Genomic DNA, 15,784 nt, shown 5'->3' on the forward strand with positions numbered 1-15,784 from the left:
TGTTCGGCAACCATAAGAAAACCGGCAAAAAACATCGGGAAAATAATCAGTGATTCGCTTTGAAAATGTAGGATTACGGTACGGCATGGGATCGGAAATCCTGCGGGATGTTTCCTTTCATATTCCGCCGCGCTCCTTTCAGTTTCTGACCGGCCCGTCGGGTGCCGGAAAAACATCGCTGATGCGTCTGCTTTTCATGGCGCTGAAACCGACACGCGGCCTGATTACCATTTTCGGCAAAGACATCTCCACAATGCAGCGCAGTGAAATTCCGTTACTGCGCCGTCGCATCGGCATCGTCTTTCAGGATTTTCGGCTACTCGACCATATGACTACCTATGAGAATGTGGCCTTGCCTTTGCGCGTACGCGGGAAGGAAGAGGCCACCTACCGCCATGAAGTGCAGGAATTGCTGCATTGGGTCGGTCTTGGTGACCGTATGCATGTACTGCCGCCGGTTTTATCGGGCGGTGAAAAGCAACGTGCGGCTATTGCCCGTTCTCTGATTGACCAGCCGGAGATTTTGCTGGCCGATGAGCCGACCGGTAATGTGGACCCGCCGCTGGCACGCCGTCTGCTACGCTTATTCGCTGAACTTAACCGTTCCGGCACTGCCGTGATTATCGCCACCCATGATCTGACATTGATGGATCAGGTGGATGCGCGCCGTATGATTCTTGATCAGGGAAGGCTGGATATTTATGGCTGACCTGCGTGCAACCATCGATCATTATCACGGGATTTTTCTCGAGCTGCTTGGCAAGCGCAAACGGGAAAAACGCGGTCCGACCCCGATTGTACCTCCGGTCAGTGTTTCCGGCACCACGCTGATTACAGTTATCGCAATCATGACTTTCCTCGCCTGCATTACTATTGGCGGGGTTAGTCTGGTACGCGCATCAGCTGCCCAATGGCAGAGCCAGATTTCACGTGAAGCAACAATTCAAATCCGGCCGATCGATGGTCAGGATATGGAAGCTGCCCTTGCGCAGGCCAGTCAGATTGCTTCCGGTTTTGCCGGTGTCACAGGCACCAATATAGTTGACCGTGCAGCCACAGCACGCCTGCTGGAACCATGGCTCGGCACCGGTCTGGATATTGACGAATTGCCTGTACCCCGCCTTGTAGTCGTAACAATTGACGAACAGAATCCGCCGGATTTTGAAACTTTGCGCTCTGAATTACAGAAAAATATTCCCGGTGCCAGTTTCGATGATCATCGCACATGGGTGGATCGTCTGGTCTCCATGGCGCACACAACCGTGCTGATCGGTATGGGCGTCTTATTCTTAATGCTATCTGCCACTGTGCTGACAGTGATTTTTGCCACGCGTGGTGCAATGGCCGGAAACAACCACATTATTGAAGTACTGCATTTTATCGGCGCGGAAGCCCGCTTTGTTGCCCGTGAATTTGAATGGCATTTCTTCCGCACAGCACTCAAAGGCGCTTGTTACGGCGGTGCGGCGGCCTTGCTGGTATTTTTGATTGTTTCCTGGTGGACCAGCCGCAATCTGGCAACACCGGAAGGCGATCAGGCAGCAGCTTTGTTCGGCAGTTTTGCCATCGGACGTGAAGGCTATATCGGTATTGCCGCAACAATCATCATCGTCAGCATTCTCACAATGCTGACCAGCCGCCTGACCGTGATCCGGCAGCTGAAAGACATGGACAGTATCAGCGGCAGCAAAGATTAGAGCAGTTTGCGGACAAAGCAGTTTCCTCTGCTGTCCTGTCTGCTCTATACTATAAGACTGATTTGCGCAGGTTACAGCAATCTGCGCTGATACAAGAAAATGAACAGGCCAAATGGCAATGCATGTGCAAAACAATGCTTCAGACACTGCGGAACAAAACCGGCAGAATGGCGAACGACCGGCAGCAACAACCGGCCGTGAAGCATCCGTGCATGTCTCCAAAGACGGCTTTACCCGCCATTGGCTGAAGCGTTTGCGCAGACGCATTCCGCCGGTTGCCGTTGTCTTGTTTTCGCTGATCGTTGCGCTGGGAATCGGATTTGTTATTTTCAGCGAGCATGTTAGCAACTTACAGGCACCACCTGCCGATCAGAAAGCCGATGCGATTATCGTGTTGACCGGCGGGAAATCCCGTATTGAAGTTGCATTGGAGCTGCTGGCAGAGAAACGCGGCGAGCGGTTGCTGATTAGCGGCGTTCATCCGTCTACCAAGCGTGAGGCCTTGCAACGGGTTACCAGAACAGATCCGGCTTTATTTTCCTGCTGCGTAGATCTTGACCGTTCGGCGCTCAATACAATCGGCAATGCGGTTGAAAGCGCCAAATGGATTAAACAGCATAATTACAAGCGCATATTCATTGTAACCAATAATTATCACATTCCGCGCTCAATTCTGGAATTGTCACGGCAGGTCAGCAATGTCGAACTCCTGCCTTATCCTGTCATCAACAGCGATCTGAAAAACAACAACTGGATGCGTCAGGGCGATACGCTGCGCGTGTTATTTACCGAATATATCAAATATATTGGCGCTCTTGCACATATCAGTCTCAGCCAAAATGATTAAAACACAAGCTGCTGATCAATACGCAATGATGTCCGGAATTGATAAGCGCTGATTTTTCTTCTATTTGAAGAGCCGCTCTGTTTAAAACGGAGTTATTTTACCTGTCATGCACGTATTAAAAGGCTGATACAAGATATGATCATAGCCATCCGGTCAGTGCTGTTTAATCTGGCTTTTTATATCAGTCTGATCATACAGATGATCCTGTTTTTACCGCTCACGCTGATTTTGCCGCGCAAAAAAGCATGGATCGTCCCTAAATTCTGGGCACGCTCCAATCTGTTTCTGCAAAAATATATTGTCGGCACCGATTTTGTGGTCGAAGGGGCGGAAAACCTGCCGGAAGGTGCCTATATTTGCGCACCAAAACACCAGTCTTTCTGGGATGTTTATGCGTTTTTATCTTACACACCCGATCCGGTTTATATTCTCAAGCGCGACCTGATGCGTATTCCGCTGTTCGGTTGGTATCTGAAGAAAATGAAAATGATCCCTGTCGATCGTGGCACGGGGATCAAAGCTTTGCACTCCATTTCGGGCGGCACGCAGGAAGCCATTGCTGACGGGCGCCAGATCATGATCTATCCGGAAGGTACCCGCCGTGCCCCTGGTGCGCCGCCTGCCTATAAATATGGTGTCGTCCATCTTTATACCAATCTCGGCCTGCCGGTCGTGCCGATTGCCCATAACGCCGGTCTGTACTGGCCGCGCCGTAAATTCCTGCGTTATCCTGGCACCATCCGTTGCCGTATTTTGCCCCCGATTGAAGCGGGTCTGGATAAGGAAGTCTTTTTGCAGCGCCTGATTGAAGCCACAGAAACAGCTTGTGACGAGTTTCTGGTACAGGCCTCACAGGATAAAAATGCGCCGCCAATGCCGCCGACAGCCAAAGCCCGCCTCGCAGAATTGCAGGCGCAGCAAAATAAGGCTGCAACAAAGGCATAACAGCACTCAGAATTTCACGAACATGACAATAAGCCGCTTTAACTGAAATTGCGTTTTTGTTGCACGGTTTCACGAAAACCGATATCAGAACGCCAAATGAAAGGACACGCCCATGAATATCGATGCCATTTCCATCGGCTCCAACCCTCCTGAAGACGTCAATGTCATTATCGAAGTACCGGTCGGTGGTCATCCGATCAAATACGAGATGGACAAAAGCGCCGGCGCTCTGATCGTCGACCGTTTTCTCTACACACCAATGACCTATCCGGGCAATTACGGCTTTGTTCCGCATACTCTGTCGGAAGATGGCGACCCGATTGACGTTCTGGTTTGCAACACCCGTCCGCTGATCCCTGGCTGCGTGATCAATGTTCGCCCGATTGGCGTTCTTGTGATGGAAGACAATGCCGGTAAAGATGAAAAAATCATCGCCGTACCGTCACCAAAGCTGACCCGTCGTTATGAAAAAGTGCATAACTACACCGATCTGCCGGAAATCACTCTGCAGCAGATTGCTCATTTCTTTGAACATTACAAAGATCTGGAGCCAGGCAAATGGGTGAAAATCGGTGACTGGGGCGACGAAGATTACGCACGTAAATTCATCGTTGAAGCGATTGAACGCGCCAAAAACGCAAAATAATTGAAAAACTAGCCAGTCTCCCAAGTGGCCGGATTTTCAATCATAGATAATAAAAAAACCCGCTTTCAAGCGGGTTTTTTTATTGATTAACTTAAGAGTATCGGAGCCAGTGTGTTCCACATGAACTGGCGGATGAAGAAGATCACCAGCAGCAGAATAATCGGCGAAATATCAATACCGCCGAGATCCGGCAAAATCTTGCGGATCGGACGCAATGCCGGCTCTGTCACCTTGTAGAGAAACTCACCGATCGAAGCGACAAAACGGTTGCGGGAATTGACCACGTTAAAAGCATACAGCCAGGAAAACACCGCACTGGCAATGATGATCCAGGTATAAATATCCAGCGCCAGATCAACGGTGCGCAAAATTGCGAGCATAAATGTCTCCTACTCAGACGGACTGTTCATTGCACCGGTGTATGATTAGCACGGGCAAAGGATGAGACACATTTAAACAGCGCTCTTGCCATTCACAAGATCACCGGCCGGAAAAAAGTCAATCAAAGGCAGTTAAAGACCAGACAAAGATTGGACAAACCTGCAATCCTGTCAGTCCGCATGGCTGTCCAGCAGCTTTAAAACAGCCTCCAGCCGCTCATCCCTGATATCCATTGCCTGCAAATGACGGGCAGTATTGGCAACATAATCGCGGTTTGGGCCGGCCTGACCGCTGGCACGCCGGACAAGCAAAGCCATATCCTCAGCACTGAGCCCGCCTGCATATTGTTTATGCAAGGGATCGGCCACATAGACCAGCGCCTCGACATCACGGCCGTCTGCCAGCTCAACCATCAGCCATTTTTCCACATAGACTCCGCTGATCTGTTCACGTTCACGCAGATAGTTCATCACCGGTAGTCTGTTGTCCGCTGTCACGCGAAATGCCTGCCCGTGACAGAAGCCGCCGCTGTTCAGACCCAGCACCAGCCCCGGCAATTCCGGTGTACCCCGATAAACATGGGAATAGATGCACAAGGACCGGCTGAAACCGGTCAGCAGCGCCGGAATATTCTCGGCACTGTCAAAACCCGGCCGCCACATCAGTGACCCGTAGCCGAAGACCCAGAAATCAGAACCGGGACCAGCCACATTATTCTGGAACACGAAATCCGTGTGTGAACTATCCTTTGGGGTCATTTGTTTGCTTTTGCTTGTCTCGCCAAATTCATATAATGCATAGGATGCTCAGGCATATAGTTTACACTCTGTGCACAGCATTTCCCAACAGGCAAACATTTTTCCGGCATGGCTTTGTGTAGAAAAATGTACCTCCGAATGACTTTTATCTGCAAAACAATACCGCATGATGTGTTGTCAGCGCGGTATTGAGAATAAAAAAGATTATAGAAGAGTTCTACTGCGCTGTCAGCAGAGCGCTCTTTGAAATCTGAGAGGCATAGCTATGGTAGCTAAATCGCGTCCTAACCCGCAAAGCTCAAAACGTATGACATGGGGCATTCTCTTTGCACTGTTCATCGTTATTTTATACACGGCGGGCTGGTTTTACCTCGCTTCTATGGCAAAGGACCGCGTTCGCACCGAGCTTGCCAATACTGCCGGTCAGGGCGAAACATTAGAATGTCAGTCCCTCTCGGCGCGCGGCTACCCCTTCTCGATGTATATCAGCTGTTCCGGCTTCAACTTCCGTGACAAAGATCAGACGCTGAATGCTGCAACCAGTGCTGTGAATGTAGGCGCGTCCCTGTTTTCATTCCGCACGGTGCAAACACATCTCACCGGTCCTGCGGCACTTGCCATGTCCGGTGCCGATCCGGTGAAAGCGGATTGGGATAATCTCAAAGCATCTGCGCGCATTGACGGACGCGCGCCACAGAATATCAGCCTCAGTGCCGATAATCTGCGCGTGCAAACTGTGACCGCTGAAAATGTAGAAGCACCGACATCACTCTCCCTTCTCGGTCTGCAGTTTGATCTAAACAGTCTTGAAGAACCACTTCAGGTCAAAATGACCTTTGATGATCTGCGCCTCACCGGCGACAAATCTCTGGCTGCCCTGCCGGAGCTCGACGGCTTGATTGATATCACCTCTCCGGCAAGCCTCGCGGCCTTCAAAGAGCCGGATGAAAGCGGCAGTCTGCTGCGCGGAAAATCCTTGCAGCTTAATCAGATGCTGTTTCTGCTGCCGTCCGGCGCCAGCATCAGCATCAGCGGCCCGATTACTGTCGACAGCGAAGGATTAGCCAATGCGGATCTGAAAATCCGCCTGACCAATGCTCCGGCAATCGGCCAGACATTGCAGACCGCCTTTCCCGATCAGGCTAAAAATATCAATACAGTGGTTTTTGCACTCGGCTCCATGCCGAAAGATGAAACAGGAGCAACGATTGTTCCGGTTATCATTAAAGAGGGAAAAATCAGTGCAGGCTTTATCCCGCTAGGACGCGTACCGCGCCTTTAATGTAAAAAAACCCGCCGGAATGGCGGGTTTTTCATTTTTAATTTAAACAAAGCAACAGCCTCACGTATTTATTGGCTTGTTTGCAGCTTCGCATATTACTTTTGCTTGCTTGCAGCCTCGCGGCCAAAGTTCGGCGCATCTACTTCCTGCCCTGCATCAATAATACCGCGGCGGATCGCACGGGTACGCGTAAACAGGTCAAACAAGGCATCGCCGTCACTCCAGCGGATTGCCCGCTGCAACGAAGCCAGATCTTCCGAAAAACGCCCCAGCATTTCCAGAATAGCATCCTTATTATGCAGGCAAACGTCGCGCCACATTGTCGGATCCGATGCCGCAAGACGGGTAAAGTCACGGAAACCGGAAGCGGAATATTTAATCACTTCCGACTCCGTTACCTTCTCCAGATCATTGGCCGTACCAACAATATTATAGGCAATGATATGCGGCAGATGCGAAACGATCGCCAATACCAGATCATGGTGCTGCGGATCCATCTGGTCTGTTTTGGAACCGCAGGCTTCCCAGAACGCATTGAGTTTTGCCAGCGCATCTGCATCTGTATCCGGCAGCGGTGTGAGAATGCACCAGCGGTTGATGAACAGATCAGCAAACCCCGCATCCGGCCCCGAATATTCGGTACCGGCAATCGGGTGTCCCGGAATGAAATGCACATGATCCGGCAATTCCGGCTGCATCTGCGCAATCACCGAGCCTTTTGTAGAGCCCACATCGGTGACAATCGCACCGGCTTTGAGGCTGCCGGCAATCTGGCTCGCAACCAGACCGGACGAGCCAACCGGCACAGAGACAATCACCAGATCAGCATCTTGCACCGCAACCGCATTATCTGTGGTATAGCTGTCACCCAATCCCAGTTCTTCCGCGCGTTTCAGCGTTTCCGGACTGCGGGTAGCAATAGCAATATGACCGGCCAGACCTTCACGGCGGATAACACGAGCCAGCGACGAACCGATCAGACCAATACCGATCAGCGCAATTTTATTAAAATGAATATCAGACATATCAGGACTTCAAAAATTCTGTGAGAGCGGCAATCACGCCGCGATTGGCTTCTTCCGAGCCGATGCTCATCCGCAGGGCTTCAGGGAAGCCATAGGATGTCACGCGACGCAGAATATATCCTTTAGACTGCAGATATTCGTCAGCTTTGGCGGCAGACTTATTCTGTGTGTCAGGGAAATGCACCAGCAGAAAATTAGTGACTGATGGCGTTACCTTCAGGCCGAGTTTGGTGAACTCGTCTGTCAGCCACTGCGCCCATTCTGCGTTGTATGCGCAAGCCTTCTGCACATGATCGCGGTCACGGATCGCCGCAGTACCGGCAGCAATCGCCGCACTGTTCATATTGAAAGGTCCACGCACACGGTTCACTGCATCAGTGACATGCAAAGGTGCATACATCCAGCCGATACGCAGCGCAGGCAGGCCGTGAATCTTCGAGAATGTGCGGGTCATCACCACATTATCGCTCGCAGAAACCAGTGCCACACCGGCCTCATAGTCATTTTTACGCACATATTCCGCATAGGCCGCATCCAGCACCAGCAGAACATGCGGCGGCAAACCGGCATGCAGACGCTTCACTTCCTCAAACGGTACGTAAGTGCCGGTCGGATTGCCCGGATTGGTGATGAAAACAACTTTGGTCTTGTCTGTGACAGCGGCAAGCACCGCATCCACATCAATCACTGTATCATTTTCTTTCACGATCACCGGTTTTGCACCGGCCGCCAGTGTCTGGATTTTATAGACCAGAAAGCCGTGATCGGTAAAAATCGCTTCATCACCCGGTGCCAGATAGGTCTGGCACAACAGGCCGAGCAATTCATCCGAGCCGTTGCCGCAGAGAATATTCTCAATATTCAGCCCTTGCGTTTCCGCAATGGCCTGACGCAGAGCGGTAACTTCACCGTCCGGATAAGAGCTCAGATAATGATCGGTTGCACGATAGGCTTCAACGGCATGCGGGCTTGCACCCAGCGGGCTTTCATTGGCAGACAACTTGTGCACTTTGGCAACACCGTGAACGGTGGCTTTGCCAGGAACATAAGCAGCAATATCCATGACACCGGCTTTAGGTGTCGGGCGTTGAGCTTTCGCGAAATCGTTCATCATTCTTATCCAATATTAAGAGCCTGTATTGTTGATAGAGATTATGTGCGGAAACAGCATTACAGAAACATTTTCCGGTCTGTGACCAGCAAAATATTCCCGCTGAAACTGAATGACCTTAGCGGCATAAACCGCATCGCAGAACAAGTCGAGAGAAACCTTGACTTTAAACCCCTCTAGCCCCTAGATCGCAGTAGTTTCGGATAAAAACATCTGAAATCATCAACGCGGCCGGTTTATTAAAATGCGCAAAACAGGCAGAAATTGTCTGAACATCCGCATCCAGTTCCGGTCACCGGACAAATTCTAATGCATAACTCCGAAAAACAAATCGGCTTTCGGAGAGGATTATGCGTAAAATCAGGGAATTAGAGCATTGGGTTTGTTGCAGACAGACCTGAAAATGTTCTGACGCAGACATGTTTTATGACGATATCAGCTGAAACTGCCGCCCTATCAGACAGCCGCAATCAGGAAGCTGTTCAGCCGAACAGCCCTGTGGTGTATTTTGGTGAAGACAAACCGCTTCAGCTTGACAGCGGTTCCGTTCTGAGCCCGTTTCAGCTCGCTTATCAGTCCTATGGCACACTCAATGCCGATAAGAGCAATGCTATCCTGATCTGCCATGCCCTGACCGGCGATCAGCACGTTGCCAGCACCAATCCGCTCACCGGTAAAGAAGGTTGGTGGACTTCACTTGTAGGCTCCGGCAAGCCGATTGATACTGACCGCTATTTTGTGATCTGCTCCAATGTTATCGGCAGCTGCATGGGTTCCACCGGTCCTGCATCCATCAATCCGGCAACCGGAAAACCCTATGCGCTTGATCTGCCGATTATCACCATAGGTGATATGGTTCGCGCACAGGCAATGCTGGTAGAGCATTTCGGTATTGAACAATTACTGGCCGTGGTCGGTGGTTCTGTCGGCGGCATGCAGGTGCTGCAATGGGCTTCAAGCTATCCGGACAAAGTTTTCTCGGCTGTGGTTCTGGCCAGCGGCGCACGTTTGTCGGCGCAAAATATCGCCTTTAATGAGGTTGGCCGTCAGGCTGTGATGGCTGATCCGCTCTGGCTCAACGGTCAATATCTTACCCAATCAGATTCAGTACCGCGCAAAGGTCTGTCGGTTGCGCGTATGGCTGCACATATCACCTATTTGTCGGAGGCTGCATTGCACCGTAAATTCGGGCGCAATCTGCAGGACCGCACCAATATTACCTTCGGTTTTGAAGCCGATTTCCAGATTGAGAGCTATCTGCGCCATCAGGGTAATAGTTTTGTTGACCGGTTTGATGCCAATTCCTACCTCTATCTGACGCGTGCCATGGATTATTTCGATATGGCAGCAGAGCATAACGGCTTATTGGCTTCAGCTTTTGCCGGCACCAAAACCCGTTTTTTTGTTGCATCTTTCTCCAGTGACTGGTTGTTCCCGACCTCTGAAAGCCGGCTGGTTGTCCATGCGCTCAATGCTGCGGGGGCGTCTGTTTCATTTGTCGAAATCGAAACAGATCGCGGCCATGATGCTTTCCTGCTCGATGAGCCTGTCCTGTTTTCAACAGTAGACGGTTTCATCCGCTCTGCAGCCCGCGCGAAAGGTCTGTAATCCCATGACTGATACGAAAGCCGGAACCGGCGATACGACACTTTTCGCACAGAATGCCACGGAAAACCTCCATATTCATAACCGTGTGGATTTCGATATTATTGCCTCACTGGTGCGCCCCGGAACACGGGTTCTGGATGTCGGTTGCAGTGACGGTGAATTGCTGCAATTGCTGCGCGATACCCGCAATGTCGACGGGCGCGGTGTGGAATTATCGCAAAGCGGCGTGAACCAGTGTCTGATGCGCGGATTGTCGGTAATTCAGGGTAATGCTGACAGTGATCTGGTCTATTACCCCGATTCCAGCTTCGATTATGTGATCCTGTCGCAGACTTTGCAGGCCACGCTCAATCCGAAAAAGGTCCTCAGCGAATTATTGCGCATCGGCGAACGCGCCATCGTTTCCATTCCGAATTTCGGTTACTGGCGGGTACGTGGTTCACTGCTGTTTCGCGGACGGATGCCGGTGACCAAAGAACTGCCGTTCAGCTGGTATGATACGCCGAACATCCACTTCTGCACGATCCGCGATTTTGTGGATATGACCAAAGAGGTCGGTGCAACGGTTGAAGATGCTGTGGCACTGAACCGTAACGGTGAACGCATGCCGTTCAGTCTGCCATGGGGCATGTGGAACCTGCTCGGCCAGCAGGCTGTGTTTCTGCTTAAACGCTAAAGCGCATTCCGAAAACTGTGAAACGGTTTTCGGGATAAAATACACGTAAAAACAAAAACAGAGCGCGTATTGTGACCCAATCCGGACGTAAACAGATGTTTATTGACCGGAGCGCTCACGGGAATCGTGAATTGTAATCTTCACCGGTTGCTGACGTGCTGTTCCCTGCGGCGTCAGCACCGGCACGAAAACGCGTCGTGACGAGCGCTTGAGTACAGGCAGCCCCTGATAAAGACGCTTATGCGCCTCTCCGATCATCACACCACCAAAGAGCGGCCAAAGACGGGTGCCGACACTCTCAATCAGGCCGGACGATTGTTGCAGCCAGCGCCAGCGCGTAGGCGGCACATGCAATGCATTGATAACTTTGCCCGGTGTGAAATTCGCCTCCCTGAAAGCCTGCAGCAATTGTCCGCGGCTGAAAGGACGGCCACTGCCAAAAGGTGTGTGCTCCATCCGTGCCCAGACACCTCGGCGGTTCGGAACAACGACAATCAGCTGACCGTTCGGAGACAAAACACGCCAGATTTCCTTCAGGGTTTCTGAGCTGCTTTCTGAAAATTCAAGCGTATGCACCAGCAGAATACGGTCAACAGAACTGTCCGGCAAAGGCAGCTCTTCATCATAAACCAATGCAGTGCTCAATGCCTGATCATGCGGCCAGCCGGTTGCCCCCTGCCGTGCAGGCATAAAAGCAAATGCGCGCTCGGCCAGCGATGCAAAATGATCCAGATAAGGCAGCGTATAGCCGATCCCGACAAGCCGCTCCTGCGGCATTGGCAACCATAAAGGATCCAGCGCGGAAGTAATAACCGAAGCGGCCAGTTTGCCCAGTGCTGTCGAATAAAATGACTGCAGCTCTATAATATCCAGATGCATCATTTATCCTGAATCAGTTGAGCAGGTCTGCATATTTAAATGAACCGGCTGCCATGTCACAGCGGTATCCGGCTATTGCCAGCAACCAAGATTTTTACCTTTAAGATTATGGGAATCGATCTCCATAATCAGCGCAGGATCATCACGCATCAGCATATAATAAGCACGCTGCTTCATATTAATCTTTTGCCATCCGGCGCATTCTTTGGGTAGTTCGACCTGTTCAATTGTAACTTTTTCAGTCCAGGCCGTTGCAGTCCCTGTGCAACCTGCCAGCACAGCGACCAAAGGCAAACAGAACAATCTGAAATTAAAAGCCTGTCGGCGCTCGAACATAGACATCAAGCCGGCACTCCGGAAACCGTTTATATTATCCCGAAACCTTATAAGCGTCGAAACCGCTCATAAATTTACAAGACGGTACAACACTTTAAAACACCATAACAGCCCGAAAAAATGAAAACCGTCACAATCCTTATACCAACCGTCTGTTGCCACCGGTTAATAACAGGATAGTTGCATATCTCCGGCCCGACATCTGCGCCTATTTTATAATCATTATAATATAAGACAGAATATTTCTTTTTAAGACAAATATTTACACCAATTGTGTTCAAAAAAAGACTGTTCAATTCTGACAAATCTGTCCATATTCGGCGGGCAATCTAAATTCCGTGCAGATTTCATTTTGTTCAATCATCTACGGGGATAAACATGCAAGATACGCCTTCCATGATGAATAAATTGTCGGCTGAGTGTTTTGGCACCTTCTGGCTGGTCTTCGGCGGTTGCGGCAGCGCCGTCCTCGCTGCAGCCTTTCCGGAGCTGGGTATCGGTTTTGCCGGTGTCGCTCTGGCATTTGGTCTGACTGTCTTAACAATGGCCTATGCTGTCGGCGGTATTTCCGGCGGACACTTTAATCCGGCTGTAACTCTCGGCCTTACTCTGGGCGGACGCTTTGAGGCTAAAGACCTCATTCCATACTGGATCGCACAGCTGGTCGGCGGTATTATTGCTGCTGCAATTCTGTATTTTATTGCCAGTGGTAAAGCTGATTTCAGTGCCGGCGGCTTCGCTTCCAACGGCTACGGTGATCTTTCACCGGGCAAATATGGCCTTGGGGCAGCTTTTGCCATTGAAGTCGTGCTGACCGCCTTCTTCCTGATTATTATTCTCGGTTCCACCTCATCACGGGCACCGGCAGGCTTTGCACCAATCGCGATTGGTCTCGGGCTGACACTGATCCACCTGATTTCAATTCCGGTGACCAATACGTCCGTTAATCCGGCCCGCTCCACGGCAGCCGCCCTGTTCGCAGATACAGCTGCTATCAGCCAGCTCTGGTTGTTCTGGGTTGCTCCGCTGATCGGTGCCGCTATCGGCGCAATCATCTGGAAAGGTCTTCTCGCAAAAGACTGATTTACGGCGACAAATAAAAAAGGCCGTCAATGACGGCCTTTAATTTTTGGCATCGGCTGCTTTATTCAGCTTTTCCGGCCTCAGCGCTGACTTGCTCTTCAACCATTGATATCGAAGCCAAAGCGTCACGCATCGAGCGGGCACGTTCGGCCACCCGTAATTTAATACCGATACGCTGCTCCTGATCCACGCCGATCAGCTCAGCAATACGCCACATAATATTATCTTCGATTTCGCCGACATCACCGTCGGCATAAACCATTTCCCACAGCACTTCGATAAAGCTCAAACGTGCGGGCACATCCAGATGACGTTTCAAAACACTGGTAAAACGATACAGATCAATCGATTCCTGATCCGCAACTTCTGCCGCTTTAATCAAAGCCTGCAAATCATCGCCCTGCAAATCATAAGCCTGCGAAAGCAAGTCTGACAGACGTTTGCGCTCTTTTTCGTGCTGCTCACCATCCGCTTCAATGACATGAAACATCAGAGCAGCCGCAGCCAGACGCGGATCTTCATCAGAGAATGTTTGTTTTTTCTTCGAGGAATCCACACCCGGTAATTCTTTGAAAAAACTGATCAGACGCTCAAACATACATGCTCCAGTGCTTATACAGCCTTTGACAGGTCTTACACATAGACCAGCATCAGGAAGGATGCCAAGCATACAGACATGTTTTGTCTTACAAGTATCTTCTAATCTTTCTCAGAGTCACCAAGCTGCAACAAAAATACTGTTTTGCGCCGGAAGTACCGGACTTCATTCTGCAAAACCGCCCATACGCAGTATTAAAACAACCGGAACGCCCCTTCTTTGCGTAACGGCACATCATGATCTGCCGCCACCCCCGGGTCATCAACAATCAGATTATGCTTATCCTGCGCAGTGTCAGAATTATCAGGCTGCAAATCTTTAGCGACCTGCACCGCAGGATTATCGCCCGTCTCGGTGAGAATCGTTACTTTGGCATTGCGCAGATTATTGTCCTGCGGTTCCGTTTTTTTCGGTGCAGCTTTAACTTTATCCGCAACAAGGGGCATGGTTTCCGCATCATCAGGATCATTGGCAAAGACCGGCTCCCTCACCGCAGGCATGTCCGACGGCTCGGTCTCTTCCGCGCGCGAATATGTGACGGGTAAAAACGGCTCTTTCAAACCGTCGTCATCGAGAACCGGAGACGTATCCGCCGCGATTTCTGTAAACGGAACTTTCCATTCAAATGCATTAAGGCGACCTGTCACCGGAGAAGCCGGTGCCCAATGGTCCGAAACAATACCGTCAGCTGTCCACGCCGGATCGCGCGGCGCTTTGACAGCCCGTGCAAGCCATTCACGCACACGCCCCTGATCACCGGTCTGCGCTTCTTCAATATCGGCCATCAGTAAATAGGCACTTTCACGCGGAGCAGACTTCAACGCTGCTTCTGCACTTTCCCGTGCCAGCGTCAGTTCTCCGGCATCCAGTGCTGCACGGGCAACAATCAGCGCAGCTTCCGCATGATGGCTGCGCAGACTTGCAAGATGACGGGCTTTTTTCAGCCGGTCCAGCGCCGTATCGCCGGAACGGCCATGAATATAAACATCTGCAACTTCCGGATGCGGTTCACGCTTCCATGCGGCTTCAAGAATACGATTGCCTTTACGGATACTGCCGTCACGCAACAAACAACGCGCAGCAATCAATGCGGCCGGTATCAGCTCCGGTTCCAGCTTGAACGCCTCATTCGCTGCCTCACGGGAAGCCACAGCATCCGTTTCAAAACTTTCCATCGCCTGTGCCGTCAGCAAAACCGCACGGTTGCGTTTCAATGTCTCACGGGCAGCTTTACCGTCTTTGCCATAAGGAATAACCGCCTTGCGTGCCTCAAGCACCCGCAATGCACCGGTAACATCGCCCTGTAAAACCTTATGCCCAAGCACTGCATTCGACGCCCATTCCAGCTGCGGTGCCATTGTGCTGGCTTCCTGCGCATATTGATAGGCTGCTTCCTGCACACCGTCGCGGCTGGCCTCAAGATATAATCCCCGCAGACCCAGCAATTTGGTTTCAGGATCAGCGATCATCTCTTCAAAATAACGGCGCACATCATCTTTGCGCCCTTCCAGCAATGCGGTTTGCGCATCAAGCAACCGGATCAGCGGCTCCTGATCCACGCTCAGCAATTTGGAAGCCTGTTTGCTCATACGCCGTGCCGCTTCTGCATCACCGGCACCGGCAGCAATCAAACCGGTTGAGAGTGACTGATAACCACGGTCACGCTTGCGGGCACGAAAATGACGCTGCAAAATATAAGGCGAACGAATAAGATTTTTGACGATCCACCACAGCAACATGGCACAGGCAATGGCGGCCACAACCATACTGGCGGCAGTCATCAGAGAAATATTGTGCCGCTCTCCGGCGAAAGTGAACACCAGATCACCGGGACGGTCAGCAAGCCAGCCGAAACCCAGCCCCAGTGCCGCAACTACAACAAGAAACAGGATTACCCGTATCATACCGTTCT

Annotated in this window: 17 protein-coding genes; 9 read left to right on the forward strand and 8 right to left on the reverse strand. The window is 51.1% G+C overall.

Features of this window, described 5'->3' with window-relative positions; all coding sequences use genetic code 11:
* Positions 1-49: 49 nt before the first annotated feature.
* The 5 genes from ftsE to ppa all read left to right on the forward strand — a co-directional run bounded on the left by ftsE (position 50) and on the right by ppa (position 4,135).
* A complete protein-coding gene (gene ftsE / locus HBA93_RS07735) occupies positions 50-709 on the forward strand; it encodes a cell division ATP-binding protein FtsE (protein WP_121992220.1) in 660 nt (219 codons plus the stop codon).
* Positions 702-1,697, forward strand: coding sequence for a cell division protein FtsX (locus tag HBA93_RS07740; RefSeq protein WP_221722907.1), 996 nt, complete (start codon positions 702-704; stop codon positions 1,695-1,697). Before ftsE ends, HBA93_RS07740 begins: the two co-directional genes overlap by 8 nt.
* 112 nt (positions 1,698-1,809) lie before the next feature.
* On the forward strand, positions 1,810-2,544 hold the full coding sequence (locus HBA93_RS07745) for a YdcF family protein (RefSeq protein WP_221722908.1): 735 nt from the start codon (positions 1,810-1,812) through the stop codon (positions 2,542-2,544).
* Between the two features lie 135 nt (positions 2,545-2,679).
* On the forward strand, positions 2,680-3,489 hold the full coding sequence (locus HBA93_RS07750) for a lysophospholipid acyltransferase family protein (protein ID WP_221722909.1): 810 nt from the start codon (positions 2,680-2,682) through the stop codon (positions 3,487-3,489).
* Between the two features lie 112 nt (positions 3,490-3,601).
* Positions 3,602-4,135, forward strand: coding sequence for an inorganic diphosphatase (ppa, locus tag HBA93_RS07755; protein WP_022709655.1), 534 nt, complete (start codon positions 3,602-3,604; stop codon positions 4,133-4,135).
* An 86-nt stretch (positions 4,136-4,221) separates the two neighbouring features.
* Here the strand turns inward: ppa and HBA93_RS07760 are convergent, their stop codons facing one another.
* Both HBA93_RS07760 and HBA93_RS07765 read right to left on the reverse strand, forming a co-directional pair.
* Positions 4,222-4,515, reverse strand: a complete 294-nt coding sequence (locus HBA93_RS07760) for a YggT family protein (protein ID WP_221722910.1) — start codon at positions 4,513-4,515, stop codon at positions 4,222-4,224.
* A 171-nt stretch (positions 4,516-4,686) separates the two neighbouring features.
* Positions 4,687-5,274: a gamma-glutamylcyclotransferase gene (locus HBA93_RS07765; protein ID WP_221722911.1), complete on the reverse strand. Its 588-nt coding sequence runs from the start codon at positions 5,272-5,274 to the stop codon at positions 4,687-4,689.
* A 265-nt stretch (positions 5,275-5,539) separates the two neighbouring features.
* On the opposite strand from HBA93_RS07765, the gene HBA93_RS07770 reads away from it, so the two are divergent.
* Positions 5,540-6,556, forward strand: a complete 1,017-nt coding sequence (locus tag HBA93_RS07770; RefSeq protein WP_221722912.1) for a DUF2125 domain-containing protein — start codon at positions 5,540-5,542, stop codon at positions 6,554-6,556.
* A 95-nt stretch (positions 6,557-6,651) separates the two neighbouring features.
* Here HBA93_RS07770 and HBA93_RS07775 read toward each other — a convergent pair whose 3' ends face one another.
* Together HBA93_RS07775 and hisC are read right to left on the reverse strand one after the other, a co-directional pair.
* A complete protein-coding gene (locus HBA93_RS07775; RefSeq protein ID WP_028233314.1) occupies positions 6,652-7,581 on the reverse strand; it encodes a prephenate/arogenate dehydrogenase family protein in 930 nt (309 codons plus the stop codon).
* 1 nt (position 7,582) lies between these two features.
* Positions 7,583-8,692, reverse strand: a complete 1,110-nt coding sequence (gene hisC / locus HBA93_RS07780) for a histidinol-phosphate transaminase (RefSeq protein WP_121992322.1) — start codon at positions 8,690-8,692, stop codon at positions 7,583-7,585.
* Between the two features lie 426 nt (positions 8,693-9,118).
* On the opposite strand from hisC, the gene metX reads away from it, so the two are divergent.
* Both metX and metW read left to right on the forward strand, forming a co-directional pair.
* Positions 9,119-10,300 (forward strand): homoserine O-acetyltransferase MetX, encoded by a 1,182-nt coding sequence (metX, locus tag HBA93_RS07785; protein ID WP_121992214.1) that lies wholly within the window; start codon positions 9,119-9,121, stop codon positions 10,298-10,300.
* 4 nt (positions 10,301-10,304) lie between these two features.
* Positions 10,305-10,976, forward strand: coding sequence for a methionine biosynthesis protein MetW (gene metW, locus HBA93_RS07790; protein ID WP_221722913.1), 672 nt, complete (start codon positions 10,305-10,307; stop codon positions 10,974-10,976).
* A gap of 99 nt (positions 10,977-11,075) precedes the next feature.
* Here metW and HBA93_RS07795 read toward each other — a convergent pair whose 3' ends face one another.
* Positions 11,076-11,855 carry a methyltransferase domain-containing protein gene (locus HBA93_RS07795; RefSeq protein ID WP_221723045.1) on the reverse strand — a complete coding sequence of 260 codons (780 nt, stop codon included), beginning with the start codon at positions 11,853-11,855 and terminating at the stop codon, positions 11,076-11,078.
* A 72-nt stretch (positions 11,856-11,927) separates the two neighbouring features.
* On the reverse strand, positions 11,928-12,197 hold the full coding sequence (locus HBA93_RS07800) for a hypothetical protein (RefSeq protein WP_221722914.1): 270 nt from the start codon (positions 12,195-12,197) through the stop codon (positions 11,928-11,930).
* A gap of 390 nt (positions 12,198-12,587) precedes the next feature.
* Between HBA93_RS07800 and aqpZ the strand changes: the two genes are divergently transcribed.
* Positions 12,588-13,274 carry an aquaporin Z gene (gene aqpZ / locus HBA93_RS07805; RefSeq protein WP_221723046.1) on the forward strand — a complete coding sequence of 229 codons (687 nt, stop codon included), beginning with the start codon at positions 12,588-12,590 and terminating at the stop codon, positions 13,272-13,274.
* A gap of 61 nt (positions 13,275-13,335) precedes the next feature.
* Here aqpZ and HBA93_RS07810 read toward each other — a convergent pair whose 3' ends face one another.
* Positions 13,336-13,872 carry a tellurite resistance TerB family protein gene (locus HBA93_RS07810; RefSeq protein WP_121992211.1) on the reverse strand — a complete coding sequence of 179 codons (537 nt, stop codon included), beginning with the start codon at positions 13,870-13,872 and terminating at the stop codon, positions 13,336-13,338.
* Between the two features lie 194 nt (positions 13,873-14,066).
* Positions 14,067-15,776 (reverse strand): heme biosynthesis protein HemY, encoded by a 1,710-nt coding sequence (locus HBA93_RS07815; RefSeq protein ID WP_221722915.1) that lies wholly within the window; start codon positions 15,774-15,776, stop codon positions 14,067-14,069.
* Positions 15,777-15,784 lie beyond the last annotated feature (8 nt).

Source organism: Ochrobactrum sp. SFR4 (genome assembly GCF_019730395.1).
GTDB lineage: Bacteria > Pseudomonadota > Alphaproteobacteria > Rhizobiales > Rhizobiaceae > Pseudochrobactrum.

What these genes read in the sequence shown, in the direction of transcription:
- HBA93_RS07740 (WP_221722907.1), top strand. Translation starts at nt 702, where the DNA reads ATGGCTGACCTGCGTGCAACCATCGATCATTATCACGGGATTTTTCTC.
- hisC (WP_121992322.1), bottom strand. Translation starts at nt 8,692, where the DNA reads ATGAACGATTTCGCGAAAGCTCAACGCCCGACACCTAAAGCCGGTGTC.
- ppa (WP_022709655.1), top strand. Translation starts at nt 3,602, where the DNA reads ATGAATATCGATGCCATTTCCATCGGCTCCAACCCTCCTGAAGACGTC.
- aqpZ (WP_221723046.1), top strand. Translation starts at nt 12,588, where the DNA reads ATGATGAATAAATTGTCGGCTGAGTGTTTTGGCACCTTCTGGCTGGTC.
- HBA93_RS07775 (WP_028233314.1), bottom strand. Translation starts at nt 7,581, where the DNA reads ATGTCTGATATTCATTTTAATAAAATTGCGCTGATCGGTATTGGTCTG.
- HBA93_RS07745 (WP_221722908.1), top strand. Translation starts at nt 1,810, where the DNA reads ATGGCAATGCATGTGCAAAACAATGCTTCAGACACTGCGGAACAAAAC.
- HBA93_RS07795 (WP_221723045.1), bottom strand. Translation starts at nt 11,855, where the DNA reads ATGCATCTGGATATTATAGAGCTGCAGTCATTTTATTCGACAGCACTG.
- metX (WP_121992214.1), top strand. Translation starts at nt 9,119, where the DNA reads ATGACGATATCAGCTGAAACTGCCGCCCTATCAGACAGCCGCAATCAG.
- HBA93_RS07815 (WP_221722915.1), bottom strand. Translation starts at nt 15,776, where the DNA reads ATGATACGGGTAATCCTGTTTCTTGTTGTAGTTGCGGCACTGGGGCTG.
- HBA93_RS07810 (WP_121992211.1), bottom strand. Translation starts at nt 13,872, where the DNA reads ATGTTTGAGCGTCTGATCAGTTTTTTCAAAGAATTACCGGGTGTGGAT.
- metW (WP_221722913.1), top strand. Translation starts at nt 10,305, where the DNA reads ATGACTGATACGAAAGCCGGAACCGGCGATACGACACTTTTCGCACAG.
- HBA93_RS07770 (WP_221722912.1), top strand. Translation starts at nt 5,540, where the DNA reads ATGGTAGCTAAATCGCGTCCTAACCCGCAAAGCTCAAAACGTATGACA.
- HBA93_RS07765 (WP_221722911.1), bottom strand. Translation starts at nt 5,274, where the DNA reads ATGACCCCAAAGGATAGTTCACACACGGATTTCGTGTTCCAGAATAAT.
- HBA93_RS07800 (WP_221722914.1), bottom strand. Translation starts at nt 12,197, where the DNA reads ATGTCTATGTTCGAGCGCCGACAGGCTTTTAATTTCAGATTGTTCTGT.
- HBA93_RS07760 (WP_221722910.1), bottom strand. Translation starts at nt 4,515, where the DNA reads ATGCTCGCAATTTTGCGCACCGTTGATCTGGCGCTGGATATTTATACC.
- HBA93_RS07750 (WP_221722909.1), top strand. Translation starts at nt 2,680, where the DNA reads ATGATCATAGCCATCCGGTCAGTGCTGTTTAATCTGGCTTTTTATATC.